The following is a 17137-nucleotide window of genomic DNA, read 5'->3' as shown; positions in this document are numbered from 1 at the left end:
GGAAGGGGGCTGGGGGGGAAGGTGAGGGCGTGCCCTACCCCCCTTCCTCTCCCGCTTGGTGGGAGAGGAAGGGGTCTGGGGGAAGGTGAGGGCCGACGCGCCAGGGGCGCGGTACCACTGGAGGTGCGGTACCGTTAGAGGACGCGACATCGCCGAGGGCACGGTGCGGTTGGGTTGCGGTACCGTCAGAGCCGGGGGCACGGTGTGGTTGGGGGCACAGCAGCGCTGTCCCCCCTCCTCGCCCCGCTTCTCGTGCGCGTTACAAATCCATCGCTTGCTGCATCGAGGGCGATTGGCGCTGATCGTACATCAACCGCGCAATCTCGCCCCAACTCTGCACCAGCGCGTTGTAGGCAAAGGCTTCCTCCGGGCGTTTGGTGCGTTCGCAGATGGTGTAGAGCCGGTAGGCCAGTTCGCGCGCCACGTCGGCCCGACTGCCCAGCTTCGCTGCCAACGCTGCCGCCGCCATTTCACCGCCCGTTTCCAGCACCCGGATCAGATGATGGACGGCTTCCCAATGAGTGACCCGGCTATCACTGGCCGGGTCCCAGGTGGCCGAGAGTTCTGCCGGTCTGAGCAGGCGCACCTTGCCCCGTTTCGCTGCGACCATCCCGGCGGCGACCAGGCCCTCGACGCTGGTGTTCTTGGCTTTGGAAAGCGTCTCGGCCACGCCGAACGCGCCTTCGGCAAAGCCGTACTGCTCGAACCAGGCCAGCGCCCAACGGGTGTCGGCGTCGAAATCGCTCTCCTGCTCGGCCAGCACCTCCTCGAGCACCTGGTTGATCAGGGTCAGCGCTTCGCGCACCCGCACCGGCGTGCCCTGGGCATCAACCACGCGGGCATAGCGGGTATAGACCGCCATGCCCGGCCCGATGGCGGCCTGCGCCAGGTCGACCGGGGCGATGTTGGCGTGTTGCAGCACGGCCAGCGCCGTCGGCAGCTCGGCCTTGAGTGCGTTGATAAACTCACGGCGGGTGGCGATGGGCGCATCCGCCGGACGGGGCCGACAGACCAGCACGATGCTGGAGGCGAGGGCGTTGGTGCCAATCTTTACACCAGTTGGTCGCTCAGTTCGCATGGGCCAGGTGCCAGTGATGGCGAAGCCCGCCTGGATGACCGCTTCCAGGAAGGTTTCCCAGCCAGTGGAGGAGCGAGAGGAGTGAGTGGAGAGGAGTGAGGAGTGAGAGGAGTGAGGGAAGAGGAAAGAGGAGTGAGCGTTGAGATCGAGCGGCTCTCTCTCTTCTCGCTGCTCTCCCCTCCCTTCTCGCTTCTCTTCCCTCACTTCTTGCTGCTTGAAGGCGTAGTAGATGGTGACCGGGAAGGCAGGATGGGCCTGAACCGCCAGGTTGTGCAGCGCGCGTGTCATGCCCTCCAGAAAGAATCGCTCGGCGGCCTGTTTGCTGCCGTGGCGGTAGGGTGCGGCGACCAGCTCCTCCGCTTTGGGCGTGGACAGGGTGGCGTAGAGGTCGGGGAAGATCGGTCTGAGCGTGCGACGCAGCCAGACGTAGAAGAAGTCCGACAGGTCGGCGTAGCCGACGTTGTCGTAGTAAGGAGGATCAGTTGAGACAACTTTTTCCTTCGATATCTCTTGAGTTTGCGCATCGCCTTGAAAGGCCCAAGCAGGATAATGAGACGCTAATGATATAGTCTTCGCTAGAGACGAAGATGTTGCTCCAAAATCGCCAGCTGCACCGCCAAAAGGATTAACCTCTGGAAAATCCCATACCATGGGGATTGCTTGACGACTAAATAAATTTACACTTTGATCCCGACTTTGAGACCATACCGTCAGCGCATTAATTGTGTTTGCCATGCGACTCACGGCAAGTCCAAGATACACCCCCACGGCCTGGGCATAGGCGGTCGCGCCGGTGCCGCCATCGTTCAGTCCGACACCATCGTCCGGCAGTCCTGCGGCCTGGGCATCCCGTCTGACGCACTCCATCGCCTCCCCCACCAGGTCGGCAAAGGTGGTCAACGCGACCAGTTGGCGCGGGGTGAAGAGGTCGCCGTAGGTCTTCATACCGTAAAGCTGGACACGAAAACCCAACGCTTTTTCAGGTAACGGCGTTTCGGGTTTCCAAGAAGGTAGTGCCGACTTGGCTATAGATTCGTGTTCAGCGGTCGGTGGCAGATATACTCGACCACGCGAGCTTTCGGCGACAATGGCCATCAAGCGTTGCCCCATCCGTCCTCTCATTGCCTCGGAGCGGATATAGTCAAACCCAATCGGTATCCTGGATAGTAAGCAGAAAAACGAGCTCCCACTCCCACCGACCTTCGTGCCGTTCTTCGCCCACGCTGGCGGCGTCCCGACGCGCACCGTGAAGTGGTAGGTATCACCAGCAACCACGGGTTCGACATACGCCTCGTGACCGGGTTTGCTGGACAGGATGAACGTCGTGACCAGCGGCACCTCGACGTGGGCAAAGGCCGGATTGGGACTGCGCACGGTGCGCGCCCACAGCCAGGCAATCACCGTGAGCTGCTGCCCGATCAGCGGCTCCAGGTCCGGGCGGTCGGCTGCCAGCTCCGCGGTGATGGTGATCGGCGGGTACAGATGCCCGATCCGCCGCTGCGCCTGTTCCCGCATCCACTGCCCGTAATACCGCACGTCGGCCGCCAGGCCCTGCACGCCATGCCAGGAGTTCAGATCAAGCCGCTGGCGATCCTGCGGATTGACCGGCGGACGGTCGCGGAATTTCGGCGGGATTTCGATCATCGCCTTGTTGATCGTCACTGCCACCGGGTTGAGGTCGCTGGCGTATGCCTCCAACCCCAGCCGTTGCGCCTCGAGCGGGATGGAACCGCCACCGGCAAACGGATCGTGTACCCCTGGCAGCGGCGGGATCTGTCCGGTACGGATGGCCTCGGCGATCTCGTCGTCGGACAGGCGTTCTGCCGCCGTCCCGCCCAGGCAGTGCCGCGCCCAACTCCGCCGGATTTCGCAGCGGGCGCGCTCGAGCACCTCCTCATTGGTAGTGTTTTCCCACTGCACCAATTCCTTGAGGATGGCGAACAGCCGTTCCCGCTCGCGCTGTTGGGCCTCTGCGGTCGGGAACAGCTCCGGCCAAGCCGACGGGTCGTCGACCAGTTGGGCAAAGAGGACGGCGCGGGCAGCCGCCAGCGGGCGACGCGCCCACCACAGATGCAAGGTGGAGGGATGGCCGTGGCGGATGGACTTTTCGCGGGCGCTGGCCGCGTTGATGGCGTCGAGCGGCAGGGCGACTTCGATGAGTTTCTTGCGCGAACGAATGTGGTTCATAGCGGGTGCTCTCCGCGGCTCCAAAGGTCGGCGACGTGGTAGGTGACGCTCGTGACCCCAAAGTCGGGTTCACGGCGGAAGGGACGGCGCACATAGCGCACGGCGGTGCTGCCGTCGGGTTGGAACATGACAATGGCAAGGATATAGTTGTCAGGTTTGTTCAGTGCGGTCAGAATCTCATTCCGGGTGACCGTGATCGTATCGGCGTCGGCGGTTCGACCCTTCACTTCAATAAACCGCAGCGCACCCGTCGCCGGATGACGACTTTCAATGTCGTAGCCAAGGCGCTCTGTTTCCCGGTCGGAGGGTTCGTATCCCAACCGACGTTCGATGTCCATCACGATGGCGCGAGCGTGCGCAGCAATTGCCTGCGTATCCACCGGTCGGGGTGGCGACGGCAGCGGGCGGCCGGTGATCGCGGCAATCAGACCCAGCGGCACGATTACGGCTCCGCCAACGAGAACCGGCGGGAGGGGAAAAATCTGTTCTTCGCGGTCAAGTTCGGCCATCCGTCGTTCCAAGCGCGCCTGCAGATCATCGGCGCGTTTCCGCGCCTCTTGGGAGTTGAGCCGTGCATTCCGCTTCCCCGCCTGTTCCTGGAGTTTCAGCTCTTCGGCCCGATGATCCCAATATGCTATCTCCTTGGTCAAACGATCACGCACCGCAGCGCGAGTCTTCTCGATCCAGGCAATGCGACGATCACGCACGTCGCGGAGATGTTCAGGAACCAGCCGGGAAATGGCATCATTCATCACCTGCTGTTCCAGCTCACGGCCGATCCACTTCAGTTCAGGACGCGCCAGCAGTGTAGCGGCATCGGGTTCATCCTCGGCGAGCGGGCGGTAGTCGAGGTAGGGTGCGTTCTGAAGGAGGCGGCTCCGCCCGTGCGCATCGATCTCGACGAAGAGCAGGCGACGTGAGATCGTGCGCCGTTCGCCAGACGGGAGCAGGCTGGCGTCTTGAATGGCATGCTCGAGAACGAAGAGGACATGCGGTTCCGTTCCGACATCTCGTTCATCGACCAGAATCGCACCGCGTTTCAGCACGTCACGATGCTGTTCCAGGGTTAGATCAATCACCGCATCGAGGAGCGGATGGCCGGGGCAGACAAACGCGGCCAGCGGTCGGCCCGGAGGATTGATGAGGTCCTTCTCAAAGCAGATACGCTCATAGCGCTCGAGGACCGAATCTCTCACCCCGATCTGCCGATCGCGCCTGCGCACCAATGGCGGGACACGGGTAATTTCATAGCGCCGCGACTCCCGCTCGCGCACCACGCCGCCGAGCCGACGAAAGGCAGCGAGGAAGAAGGACTCGATGTAGTGTGGTTGCAGTCGGCGCGCCTCGGCGCGTTCCATCTCTTCACGGATGCGGATCACCCGACTCACGTCCATCACGTCGTGGGCTAATGCCCGCTCCTCGAGCAACGATTGCAATCGTTCCTTATCCACTGCGTCCTCAACGACGCGCGAAAGACGGGCGCGTACCTCCGGTTGGTCGCCGTAGCGGATCGCCTCGATCATCAGATCGCGCAAGGGCTTGCCATCAAATTGGAGCTTCCCAAGGACATCGAACACCTGACCGCCAAGCGCTCGCCGGGCCTCGTCGAGCTTGTCCAGCAAGCGCCGGTACACATCGCCCTCGCGGGTTTCATCGGCCACCAGGTTCCACAAATGACAGACCTCCGTCTGACCAATGCGATGAATGCGTCCAAAACGCTGCTCGAGACGATTGGGGTTCCAGGGGAGATCGTAATTGATCATGAGGTGCGCCCGCTGCAAGTTGATACCCTCACCCGCAGCGTCGGTCGCCAGCAAGACACGCACGTCTGGGTCGTTGAGGAAGAGTTCCTGCGCCTTTCGTCGCTCTTCGCGCCCCATACCGCCATGAATGATCACGACTGCGTCATGCCGACCAAACAGACTGCCGATCTTCTGGTGCAAATAGGTCAACGTATCGCGATGTTCGGTGAAGATAACCAATTTTTGATGTGGCGAAGGGGTTGGCTTTGGAACGGTTCCTGCATCATACGGTGGTGATGTCTCGGTGATCCGAGTCGCCAACGCTGCGGGCGTAAATATGGCACCCAGCAGGTTCGACAACTCCTGCCACTTGGTATCCCGTCCGCTCCGGCGCACCTGGTTGGCGAGCTGCTCCAGGCGGTTCAATGCCGCGATTTCGCGCTGGAGTTCTGTTATCGTCTGTGCAGCGGTGGCCTGATCGAGAATCTCTTCTTCGACCTGCGCTAGCTCGTTGTCCGGTGCATCTTCGAGGTCCTCAATATCTTCGGTCGAGAGATCACGAAGGTCTGGGGAAACAATCGTTGCACGCTGCGCCAACTCCAACTCACGCAGGCGTCGTTCCAACCGCTCGCGCCGTCGGCGCAACGACTGATAGATCGCTTCTGGCGAAGAGGCCAGGCGGCGCTGCAAGATCGTCAGCGCAAACCCCACCGTCCCTGCCCGGGTATCGTTCTGCAACGCTTCGGCGCGGTTGAACTCTTCGCGCACATAGGTCGTCACCTCGCGGTAGAGAAGTGCCTCTTCGGGCGAGAGTTTGTATGGCACCGTGTAGGCCATCCGCTCTGGGAAGAGCGGTGTCCCATCGAACGTGAGCAGCTTCTCTTTGACCATCCGCCGCATCAGATCGGAGACATCAACCTGATGCACCCCATCACGGAAGCGCCCCTCGAAGCGATCACCATCGAGGAGGGCCAGAAAGAGCTGAAAATCTTCCTCCTTCCCGTTGTGCGGTGTCGCTGTCATCAAGAGCAAATGGCGGGTAAGGCCGGAAACGAGCTGACCCAGCCGGTAGCGCTTCGTGTACTTGATTTCACCGCCGAAAAAGCTGGCTGAGAGCTTGTGCGCCTCATCGATCACCACCAGGTCGTAGCGGTTATCCGGTGCGGCGAGTTTTGCCTGCACATCCTCGTTGCGCGCCAGTTTATCGAGGCGGGCGATGACCAGATGGTTTTCCAGAAACCAGTTGCCGGTGCGAGCGGCTTCGAGCTTATCGTTGGTCAGAATCTCGAAGGGCAGGTGGAAGCGACGGTCAAGTTCATCCTGCCACTGCTCAACCAGGTTACCAGGGCAGATAATCAGACAGCGCTGGAGATCACCACGGGCGATCAGCTCCTTGATCAGGAGTCCAGCCATAATCGTCTTCCCCGCGCCGGGATCGTCGGCCAGCAAAAAGCGCAGTGGCTGGCGTGGCAGCATCAGCTCGTAGACGGCGGTAATCTGATGGGGGAGCGGATCCACCAGCGAGGTATGCACTGCCAGCAGTGGATCGAACAGGTGCGCGAGCCGGATGCGATGGGCTTCGGCGACCAGCCGGAACAGCGTACCATCGCCATCAAACGCCCACGGGCGCCCCTGCTCAACCAGCGCGAGATTGGGTTCGTCGCTGCGGAAGAGCAGTCGATCGGCGACACGCCCGTTTGGCTCACGATACACGAGGGTCAGTGCATCGGATCCATGCCACTGAACACTGACCACCGTGACCGTGACGTTGGGCAAGATACCGCGGAGGAGCGCATCAGGTTGAATATCTTCCAGGCGTGCCATATACATCAGCGCATGCGATGGTCACGACACGGCGACCATCGCATACGAACCTCCTTTCCGAAAGCCATCATGACGAGATGGGAACAGGACCACCAATACATGCACCATCACTCATCAAACTCGCACGTCGTGAACTTCAGCGTTCGACCATTCTCGAGCACGATGCGCACGATCTGGTCGGAAAAGCCCTTTGGCGACCTGGCTTCAATTTCAAGCGTGACGGTGACGTCGGTGCCTACTTGTCCGATGAGGTGCGCGATCACTTCCTCGGCAATCCGACCGGCATCGCGACCGACCCGATTGGGATCAAGGCGGACCGAGCCGTAGAAGCGATGTGGTGTGGATGGTGCCGGGTGAGAGGGCGACGTTGAATCCGACGGAAGCAGTGTCGTCTGGGATGGAAGCGGATGTGTCGTCGTTCGCTGATCACCGTGTACTGCCTCAGCCGGACGTGCGGCCTGGGCATCGGCGTCCAGTTGCCGACGGGCGATATCCGGTTTGACGATGACTCCGGCATCATCAACGGTGAGCGTGATCCGCTCGCCGGCGCGTAGCCCGACATACCGCTCCGTCTTTTCGTCGTAGCGTTCGGCGTAGGCAAAGGTCTCCGTTGCCCAGGTGAGCGAGGCGATGCCGTCTTGGATCGCACTGATGAGCACCTCGGGGCCTATCAGTCGTGGGAGATAGAGGTAGGTGGCAAAATCTTCCACAAGCTGACGCACTGACACATGCTTCCCCCGCCAGAGCGGTATCCGGTCCAGATAATCGCGCAGGATGGTTGCGCCCAGTCGGGTCAGAACCAGCTCCTCGTGTTGCAATCGCTTGAAGGCACGAACGGCCAGCGCACCGTCTCCGCTGAGACGAATAGCTTGCCACGTGATCGGGGATTGCGGCGTCGTTTGTTCGGGAACCAGCAGCCAGCAATAGACTTCCGGCAAGCGGGCTTCCACAGTCTGCCTGGCGCTCTTGTGTTGGTTCTCGGCCTGCTTGACCTGAAACGGAGTAAGGTTCAGCGTCTCTTTCTCATTCAGGATCGACTCCCAGGCTAGGAATGTGCGCAGCGCCCCGTCGAGGTCTGGGAGCCGCGCCTTGTCGGCGGCGAGGAAGACCAGCGTATTGCGGTAGTGACGCGGCGCCGACCCACGCGACTCGAGCAAAGTACGTGCGGTTTGCTCGGCAGCATTCCCCGTCCCTTTGCTGTACGGATGATCGGTTGACAGGATCACCAGACGAGTTTCGAGATCGTCTGGTACATCGGCACCTGAACGCGGCAGCAAATGCACCCGTGAGAAACCTCCCATTGCACGTGCGTACTCACGCAGGTACTTTTCCAGCTCCATGGCCACGGCATCTGGATTGTGGCGAAGTTGTTCGGCGCGATCTTCGGCCATTTTGGTGACCGTCGGCTGTGTATCGTACCAGTAATGGGTTCCATCCTGGTACAGGTACGTTGCGGTTGCGGCGAGTCGGCGCAGCGCATCGCCGAAGACAGAGGGCGACTCACCCGGCATGACGCAGCCGAGCTTGATCCGGCGTTCCTCCAATCCGCGCCGGGTCACCGCCGACTTCGGGGCCGAACCGAGGTAGATCGTCCGCGCCACGCGCCGCGTTGCCGACACTTTGCCCAGATTAGACACCTCGCGGTCGATGCTCAGTGGCAGTGCATTCGGGCCGTCAACATCCTTCTGAATAATCGGCGCCCAGTTGTCGGAAAGGTAGCGCGTCAGTTCAAACTGCACCCGCGAATCGTCGATAGGAATCGTCGATGGCAGGATCAGCGGACTGCGGTCACCTTTTTCCCATAGGCAGTGAATCACCGCCGCCATCAGACGCAAGACGCCACGGGTGCGCTGGAACTTGACCAGCGTTGACCAGTCTTCGTAGAGGCGGTCAAAAATCTCAGGATGGATCGGGTACGCCTCCTTGATCCGTCGTTCGTACTCCGTGTTGCGACACTCCGGCGGGAACTCAGCGGCATGAGTCGTGTACAACTCGGCAAAGGCCCGCGCCGTCACATCACGATACTTGAAGGCCTCTGGACCGGCGAGCGGTTGGAACAACCGGCGGCGCACGATCTCGAAGCCCTCTTCGGCGGTTGCCGGACGCCACGACGACTCGACACGCCCGACAACGTTCCGCAGCCGATCCAGTGCTTCACGACCACGGATCCCGCCGACTTCCACATCATCGACCGGTGAGGAGGTTGCGGTATCAGAAGCCGGCAGCGAGATGACCAGTAAACAGCGATTCGCCAGTTTTGCCGACTCGGTCAGCGCCTGCGCAAAGGTGAACTGCGTCTCGAAACTTCCTCCCGGCAAGTCGCTCTGGTCGTGGAGCTGGCGGGCATACGCAACCCATTCGTCAATCAGGATGAGACAAGGGCCATAGGCATTGAACAACTCACGCAGCCGGTCACCGGGGTTGGTGGCGCGTTCGTCATCGTGGGCAATGACGGCATAGGCATCTTTGCCGCCAAGTTGATAGGCCAGCTCCCCCCACAGAGTCCGCACGACCGTCCCATCGGGTTTGACCGTTGGGTTGCCGGGCGATAGTTTATTGCCGACCAACACCACCCGCCGCACCTTTGGTAACTCCGTCACACTGGCCTCGGTGAGCACCGTATCCACACCGGGCAACTCCGCAGGACGATACCCGGAAAAGAGATGATACAGCGCCAGCATCGAGTGGGTCTTCCCGCCGCCGAAGTTGGTCTGCAACTGCACCACCGGATCGCCGTCCTTGCCCGTGAGTCGCTTGACGGCGCCCACAAGTAATCGCTTCAGGCTCTCGGTCAAATAGGTACGACGGAAAAACTCTATCGGATCGCGATACTCGTCACTCCCTTCACCGAGATGCACCTGCCACAGATCGGCAGCAAATTCGGCCTGCTGGTAGCGTCCGCTGGCCACATCGGGATGCGGCGTCACGACCTCGCGCCAAGGCTTGAGCATGCCACTGGCCGCAGCCTCGATCAGCGAGCCGCCCGCCTTGCGCTTTTCGCTCCGCACCTGCTCGTCAAATCGGACCCGGAGCAGATCAAACTTCATGCGTTCGATCTCATCAGCCTGCACCGTGGCGGAAACCGCCGCAAGCAATCGGGCTGCTGAGTCAAGCGCCCGGTAGGTATCGTCAGTTGAGAACGACTCCTGGTGTGCCCATTTGTTGCGCCACTCGCGCAGCTCACTGACCAGACTACGTTCGGTAAATCCGAGGGTCTGACGAAACACCTCATTCCACTGCTCCCACATGATCTTCAGCAGTGCCGCAGTATCGAGATGAGGGGTATCATCGTCACGCCAGGCCAGCTCATTGCGCCAGGTACTGGTGACGCTCGTCACCCAATATTTGCCGTAGTGATTCTGCAACTCACGCTCGATGAAGGGTTGTAGCCCCTGACGCAGCAGTTCGAGCGCTTTCCCGATCCGTTCCTGGTTGGTGATGGCCATGCATTCCTCCTTGTGAGCAGCGAGTGGCAATGTGAGTCATTACGATGTGAACAGCACGGGAACAGGGGCGAACGCATCCTCCCGGCGGATATTCTGCAAGAGCGAGACGCCAGCATGCCAGAGGGCGATGATGGCGAAACCTCCTTCCCTACCTTAAACCTTCCTCCATATCTCGTACTTTTCTCGTACCAGCACATTATATAAAAGAAATATACTACCTGCCAACGCTGAATGGAACCCGATAGCCGACCTGTAGAGCACGGTGCGCCTGGTAGGGTATAGTACCACTGTGACCATACCACCCGCGTCTGTCGTTCCGCCGCCACTGTGGGGATAGGGATGTATCGCATCGTTTGGTCTCACAGTGGCCGTGGCAGGTGGCAACTACCACGATGTGGCCAGGTCGGCGGCCAGCGTTCCCTGCCAGCACCGTCGTGTTTCCTACAGAACGGAACGGCGACAATCATCCCTGATTGGCCGCTCCCTTCACCGCATGGCGTGGAGTGGCGCTACAGCCCATTCGGACTGCGTCTGGGGGTTTCGTGCACCCACCCTCCTGCGTCGACGAACGGAACGGTGTGAACGGATGGAAGCGGTGGGGCACGCGGGTGGCACGATGAGAGCTGGTTCTTCATACCAGAAGTGGTATAAGCCGGTACAAACTCTGCAATTGTTACTGACAACAATGTCAGATGGCGATCCAGGTTAACGTTCATCTCCAGAACCGATTCCCCTCAGTGCTTGACAAACGACCTCACCTGTCGCATCATAAGAGCGTGAAAAATGGCACAATCTCGCACAAAAGCCGCACATTTCGGCGATTATATCGATGGGGTGAAGCGGGGATTCACACCCTTGCCGTTCTGGTCGTGATTGAGCTAGGGTTCCTTAGCCCGCTGAGCTGTGTCATACATTGTTTCATTCACGACCTTCTGCGCGAGCGTAACTCGGCCGGTGTTTTTCTCTGCAACGTCCCATCATCATCTACGACGCTTGATCACGAGTTGCCGACATCGTCGCCTATCGAAACCGTGCGACCACGGGCGGTTTTTGAAACGCTGCCACCGGCGCAAATGATCACTCTTGTGATCATCGTTGTGATACTGCTGTTTCATCTGTCTCACCCCTCACTTTTACCCAGACTCTCCTGTGCTCCTCCGACACCGCCACCGCGCACCCTCCCAATTTTCCTGGCTGCTTGATTGTTTAAACCCTGGCTTAGACGTTGTCGGTCTTTCTTTGGGATAGGTGCGTTCAAGTGAATAAGGAGGACACCAATGAACCGTTTGAGTGCATGGCTGTTTACCCTTTTTCTGATCGCTGTCATCACCGGCTGCGGTGGTGGTAATCAGGCCACTTCGTCATCAACCTCGGCATCAACCAACGAACTGCCAGCGGCGCTCCGTGACACTTCTATCTCGGCAAAAGGCGATGCCAGGAAAGGGCAGGAGATTTTCGGGCAGTGTACTTCCTGTCATACCACAACGAAAGAAGTCCTAGTTGGGCCTGGATTAGCCGGTTTGTTTAGTGCTGAAGGACCGGTATTGCCGAAGGGGGTCGATTACAAAGGACTATTGCCCAACGGTAAAGAGCGCAGTGAAGCCAACATCGCCGAATGGATTCGTGTCGGAGGCACCGGTCGGATTGGCTATATGCCATCCCACGACCTTACCGACCAGCAAATGGCTGATTTGATGGCTTACTTACGGACCCTGAAGTAATGTATGACTAACCGGCGGTGATCATCACGATCTCCGCCGGTTGTATTTTCCCAACAATTAGGAACTGTTATGCAGCGCTCTTTCCTTGTGGGGGTAGTAGGCCTGTTTGTCCTTTTCTGCTTTACGCCAGTACGATCTGGCGATCTGGTAGACAATATCGTGCAACTGACCCGGCCGTTTCACCAACCCACGACACCGATCTACGAGCTACTCGACCAGATCGACCGTCAGGATCACTTAGCGATTCGTCATGTGGCTGTCCGGCTTCGTCAACCGGCTGCGCTTCACCTGCTGCGTCAAGCCTGGCAGCAGGCTCATCAACCACCGATCATCGTCTTAGGGCCGTACCGGTCTCCTGCGTTTCCACTCCCCGGTGCCGAGCTGGTGATCCCACTTCGCCTGACCTGTCACCACGGGAATGCACAGTTTGCGGTCACGGTCACCTTCACCGTACAAGGTTGGCAGGTCTCTGACATCCGGTTGCCCTATTCCAACCCCTAGGACGATAACCGCAGGTGTGAAACCAACTGAACCGCAGCTGACCTGCGTCGCAGCGTCGGTTGCGGTTCGGAGTATAATACGCAGCATAATCATCATCGCTGTTGAATGCAAAGGAACAACCATGGCAGAGCTACGCGATTTCCTCGAAATTCCCTATGAGCAGTTGGAAGAGCTGAACTTGAGCGTCAAGCGCCAGCGCCTGGCCAGAGTCTCGCTAGAGGTGATGCGCGAAGAACGGATGCGCTACCTGACCGATGAGCGCCGGATCAAGGCGGTCACCGTCTGTTTTACCGATCTCGAAGGCCGGTTGCACATGCTCGATTACGACAAAAAGTTTCTGTTGACTTCGGCTGACAACCTCACCTTTGACGGCTCATCGGTACGAGGCTTCTCGGTACAGGCCGAATCGGATCTGCGGCTTGCGATTGACTGGTCAGCCTTCTACTGGCTACCGGCTGATATTTTTGGGCCGGGGAAGGTGCTGGTATTTGGGTATGTGCTCAATCAAGATGGTACGCCTTACGAAGCCGATATGCGTGGACGGCTGCACCGCTACGTGAATGAACTGTACCAGCGTGATGGTCTCACCTGTAACGTCGCGACCGAGATCGAAGGGTTCTTGTTCAAAGGTCGCAATGCCGAACAGCGCTTCCGTGAAACCGGTGAGTTTACGATGGTCAGCACCGGTGGCTATTACCACTCGCTACCCGGCGATCCGCTCCGTCAGTTTATCGACATGGCAGCGGAAGCGCAGCGAGCAATGGGGTTTGAGAATGAGAAAGATCACCCAGAGGTAGCGCCATCGCAGTTTGAGATGAACTACAGCTACACCGAAGCCACGATTGCTGCCGACCAGATTCTCCTGTACAAGTTGATCTGTCGTCAGGTAGCCAGCAAGCTCGATATGACGGCCTGTTTCTTACCCAAGCCCGTTACCGGTGTGAATGGTAATGGAATGCACACGAACATCTCGCTATCGCGTCAGGGCGTCAATCTCTTCTACGATGCCAATGGCCCTGAACAACTTTCAGAACTGGCCTGGAGATTCATTGATCGCATTCTCAATAGTGCTCAGGATCTCTGTTTGATCTTGAATTCGAGCGTCAACGCATACCGACGGCTCGATCCTCATTTCGAGGCACCCAATCAGATCAAAGCCTCACCGACTGACCGCGGCTCGATGATCCGCATTCCGATCGGCAACGCTCGTTCGGCCCGGATCGAGGTGCGCTCAATTGCTCCTGATGCCAACCCCTATATGGCGATCTATGCCTTACTGCGCACCGGTCTTGAAGGACCACTACCAACTACTGATGTTCGTAATGGTACAGCAACCCTTCCCGACAACATCTACGACGCCATTACCAACTTCCGCCAGAGTGCATTCATGGCAAGTATTCTCGGTGAAGGGGTACACAGCCGGTTTGCCGATCTCAAGCTGATCGTTGCCGACCGTTGTCCGCGGAAGTTAGGGACACTGATCAAGCGTGCCGAAGTGCAATTTCACCACGAAGTAACGAATCAGTACTTGTGGAGCCGGTTTTAAATACTGCCTGACGATGTGCAAAAGGGAACGCAATGGCGCGATCCCTTTTTCTTGATCCTGATAATAAATACAAAGGGGTATTACAACGCCACAATTGCCGCAGCTAGCACGAAGCAGTACCAGTACGTGTACATCATGTACGAGACGTGATCGGCATGAGGGTTACGAAGCAACAACACTCGACCGCCAATCACCACGCAAAGCGCTGCAAGCAGAACATCAAGTAGCAGTGTACCGGCACTGAGACCTGTTGGGACAAAGAGGGCAATGTGTGAGAGCACTGCCAGCAATATGAAAGCAATTGCAACAAATATGCGGGTAGGCCACTCACCAAACACGATTGGCATGGTACGGCGTCGGTTCATCCGATCTCCTTCTATGTCACGTAGGTCTTGCAACGATGCGTTTGACAACAACGTAATCGCAGGAACCAGTAACCATGTCCAGGCTTCCAGTGTTAATGGTCGTACCATTTGCCATGCGGCTGCTAATTGCGCGATTGCACCGAGCACCATCGAAAGGTTCTTCAGCCAATAATGACGGGCCCAATGACCAAAGTTGTGTAGTGTCAGTGTGACTTGCCACAGCAAGGTCCATTCCAGTACCCCTAACCACCAGCCGAGCAGCGAGAATAATCCCATTGCGATCACCCAGCGGATGAAGGCACCTTGCCGCGACACGAGTCCTTGCACGAGCGGTCGATCCGGTTTGTTCAGGCGATCCTCGGCCTCACCGGCCAATTGGTTAGAGATGCAAAAGCAGATGCAGTAGAGCCAAAAATAGATAGCACCCCAGAAAATGAGATTTGGCAAGGTGCTCCAATTGAGCTGATCACTGTGCCAGGCCGCCAGCACAAAAAGCAGACCCGGAATAACCGTTGCTGAAATGTCGTACCGATTGAATCGCCAGTGGAGAATGATTTCAGAGCGGATAATGGAGAGCCAGCGGAATGATTTGATAGCCGGAAAACTGACTGAAGTGTGCATTGTTGGCTCCTGAAAACGTGAAGTGTTGCTCTTAGAATACATCGTAGATGATACTAGCTGTACAATGTTTTTTCAACTGTTTTCAGCAATGATTTGTACGAGAATGTTTTGCCAAAACGAATGAACTCAATCGCAACGGTCTTCCTCTATAAAGGCACCTGTCCACCTTCTGACTCGTTTGGAAGAATATACGAGAAAGCTTTGTGCTTCCGTATCCTATAGTTTCAGGGTGTCAGTCTTTCGGTAAGACACAGTAGACACCTCTTACGATGACAATGGTACTTAACACAGAACAGATATACTTGTAAGACCGTCAACTGATACCATTTGCTCAGCAGTATAGCATAGGCGTTAGCTTGTCGATACAGAATGTTGCGAAGAGTCTATTTGTTTTTATTCTACAAAGCCGTATAATTTACGATATATCTCTGGCTAAAAAGGTTACAAACAGGGGCGCGCCATGAGTAACACACAACCGTCGCTTGAACAACTATACCGGCAAATCGTCCGAACAGTTGCCCTTGGCACGTTGATAATTGCACTTATTGCTTTCGTTGTTTCACTAGTGGCCTACCTCGTTAGCCAGAGCATTTTCATTGTTGTCATCCTGACAATCACAGTGATTACTATCATTGGTTGTAGCCTGACCTTACTTTTACTGGTCCGTAATTATCAACTCTGGCAGGCAATTGCAACGTTTGGGATCATGGTCATTAGCTGTGAGGTAGCAATTGCTGTTTGGCTCTCTGAAATAAGCCTGTCTGTCGTACCATTTCTCTCTGTTATTATCTTATTAGCAGGATTGCAAGGGAACCGAGCTTTCTCAATCATCACTTTACTTGTCTGTATCGGAGCAGCAATTCCAATCATAACCTTTAACCAATCGCCTAATGGGTTGCGTATCGATCCTCATTTAGTAACTTTTTTAGAAGCAAGCAGTATTACCGCTCTATTCATCGCCCTTTGGGCCTTCCTTGATCGCATCTTTGCCGCCCAAATGCAGGCATTGTACATTGCTGATCAGCGTGCGGAAGAGGCTGAAGCTGCTCGGAATACGGCAGAGGCTGCCCGTCAGGAGATTGAACGGCGTGCACTCGAGCAGCAACGATTGCTTGAACTGGTTGCTGTTCTTGAGTTGCCGGTATTGACGATTGACGAACGAGTTTTGCTGGTGCCCCTGGTTGGACACCTCGACAGTCGGCGGGCCGAGGCGTTGCGCCAGCGGGTGCTGAAGGTTGTTGCCGAACGTCGTGCTCAGGCAGTGATTATTGATGTTAGCGGCATCACGATTATCGACACGGCAGTTGCCAGAGCTTTGATTGATACCGCTACAGCGATTCGGTTACTCGGTGCGCGCACGCTGATCAGTGGCATTGGTCCTGCGGTGGCGCAAACGTTGGTTCATCTCAATATCGGTCTGGAAGAGGTAGTAACGGCGCCGAATCCTGAGGCTGCCCTCCGACTCGCCCGTGCTACGGTTGGTGTGTAATCGGTTACAGGATATACCCGGTTATGACTGTACCTTCGTCTGGAATATGTCATCTCGCTCAGTATTGACACCTTCCCCGACGATCCCACAGCAAGCCTTTGCTCACCGTGTGTATCCTAGTAAGGATGCAGGGCTTTTCAGCATAAGAGCCTCTTTGAAATATCCTGTCACAGAAGCAGATCGTTTAGTGTGCAGCGGCGCTGCGCCTGTACACAGTGATGCGTCGGTCGGAGCGGTATCCGTTGCACCGCTATCCGCCAGGACGATGGCCATAGGATGCACCTGATGGCGGCGCTGTTGGGTGAACCGTGTGGGCACGGCAACCGGTCGGAGTGAGGCAGCGCTTCTCCCTACAAGAGTTGTCCACGACGATGGGCATTGAACCGGTGATACCGAATGTTGTCGCATTTTAGGGAGATGATGTGTTCGGATGGTACATCAATCTAACCGGGAGCGTCCTGCTGACCGGTGCAACCACGCTATCCCCCTCGCTGGCGCGGGATAGCGCAGATGGACGGCGTGGAACCTCGCTCTGTCCGCCCCGCGTGCGCCTGCTGACCGGTGCAACCGCGCTGTCCCCCCTGCTGGCGCGAGACAGCGCAAATGAGCGGCGTGGA

9 protein-coding genes are annotated in these 17137 nt (G+C 57.7%); 5 read left to right on the top strand and 4 right to left on the bottom strand.

What is annotated here, in order from left to right; all coding sequences use genetic code 11:
- Window positions 1-259: 259 nt before the first annotated feature.
- The 3 genes from JE47_RS0115355 to JE47_RS0115345 all read right to left on the bottom strand — a co-directional run bounded on the left by JE47_RS0115355 (window position 260) and on the right by JE47_RS0115345 (window position 10277).
- Window positions 260-3265: a DUF1156 domain-containing protein gene (locus JE47_RS0115355; RefSeq protein ID WP_031460602.1), complete on the bottom strand. Its 3006-nt coding sequence runs from the start codon at window positions 3263-3265 to the stop codon at window positions 260-262.
- On the bottom strand, window positions 3262-6831 hold the full coding sequence (locus JE47_RS0115350; RefSeq protein WP_031460601.1) for a helicase-related protein: 3570 nt from the start codon (window positions 6829-6831) through the stop codon (window positions 3262-3264). Before JE47_RS0115350 ends, JE47_RS0115355 begins: the two co-directional genes overlap by 4 nt.
- Window positions 6832-6938: 107 nt before the next feature.
- The gene (locus JE47_RS0115345; RefSeq protein ID WP_031460600.1) at window positions 6939-10277 is read right to left on the bottom strand and encodes a Swt1 family HEPN domain-containing protein; all 3339 of its coding nucleotides are present in this window, start codon (window positions 10275-10277) and stop codon (window positions 6939-6941) included.
- A gap of 1277 nt (window positions 10278-11554) precedes the next feature.
- Here JE47_RS0115345 and JE47_RS0115340 point away from each other — a divergent pair.
- The 3 genes from JE47_RS0115340 to JE47_RS0115330 all read left to right on the top strand — a co-directional run bounded on the left by JE47_RS0115340 (window position 11555) and on the right by JE47_RS0115330 (window position 14045).
- Window positions 11555-11998, top strand: a complete 444-nt coding sequence (locus JE47_RS0115340) for a c-type cytochrome (RefSeq protein WP_031460599.1) — start codon at window positions 11555-11557, stop codon at window positions 11996-11998.
- 69 nt (window positions 11999-12067) lie between these two features.
- Window positions 12068-12499 (top strand): hypothetical protein, encoded by a 432-nt coding sequence (locus tag JE47_RS0115335; RefSeq protein WP_031460598.1) that lies wholly within the window; start codon window positions 12068-12070, stop codon window positions 12497-12499.
- A gap of 121 nt (window positions 12500-12620) precedes the next feature.
- On the top strand, window positions 12621-14045 hold the full coding sequence (locus tag JE47_RS0115330) for a glutamine synthetase family protein (RefSeq protein ID WP_031460597.1): 1425 nt from the start codon (window positions 12621-12623) through the stop codon (window positions 14043-14045).
- 80 nt (window positions 14046-14125) lie between these two features.
- Here the strand turns inward: JE47_RS0115330 and JE47_RS0115325 are convergent, their stop codons facing one another.
- Complete coding sequence (locus tag JE47_RS0115325) at window positions 14126-15031, bottom strand: UbiA family prenyltransferase (protein ID WP_031460596.1); 906 nt, start codon at window positions 15029-15031, stop codon at window positions 14126-14128.
- A gap of 460 nt (window positions 15032-15491) precedes the next feature.
- Here JE47_RS0115325 and JE47_RS0115320 point away from each other — a divergent pair, with 460 nt between their 5' ends.
- A complete protein-coding gene (locus tag JE47_RS0115320) occupies window positions 15492-16520 on the top strand; it encodes an STAS domain-containing protein (RefSeq protein WP_031460595.1) in 1029 nt (342 codons plus the stop codon).
- Between the two features lie 422 nt (window positions 16521-16942).
- Window positions 16943-17137, top strand: a 195-nt coding sequence (locus JE47_RS22215; protein ID WP_035419614.1) for a hypothetical protein, incomplete at its 3' end; no start/stop codon positions are given.

This window comes from Chloroflexus sp. MS-G (assembly GCF_000735195.1).
In the GTDB taxonomy this organism is placed as follows: domain Bacteria; phylum Chloroflexota; class Chloroflexia; order Chloroflexales; family Chloroflexaceae; genus Chloroflexus.
Note: the sequence above shows the minus strand (reverse complement) of the source record. Positions and strands in the feature narration are given on the sequence as shown.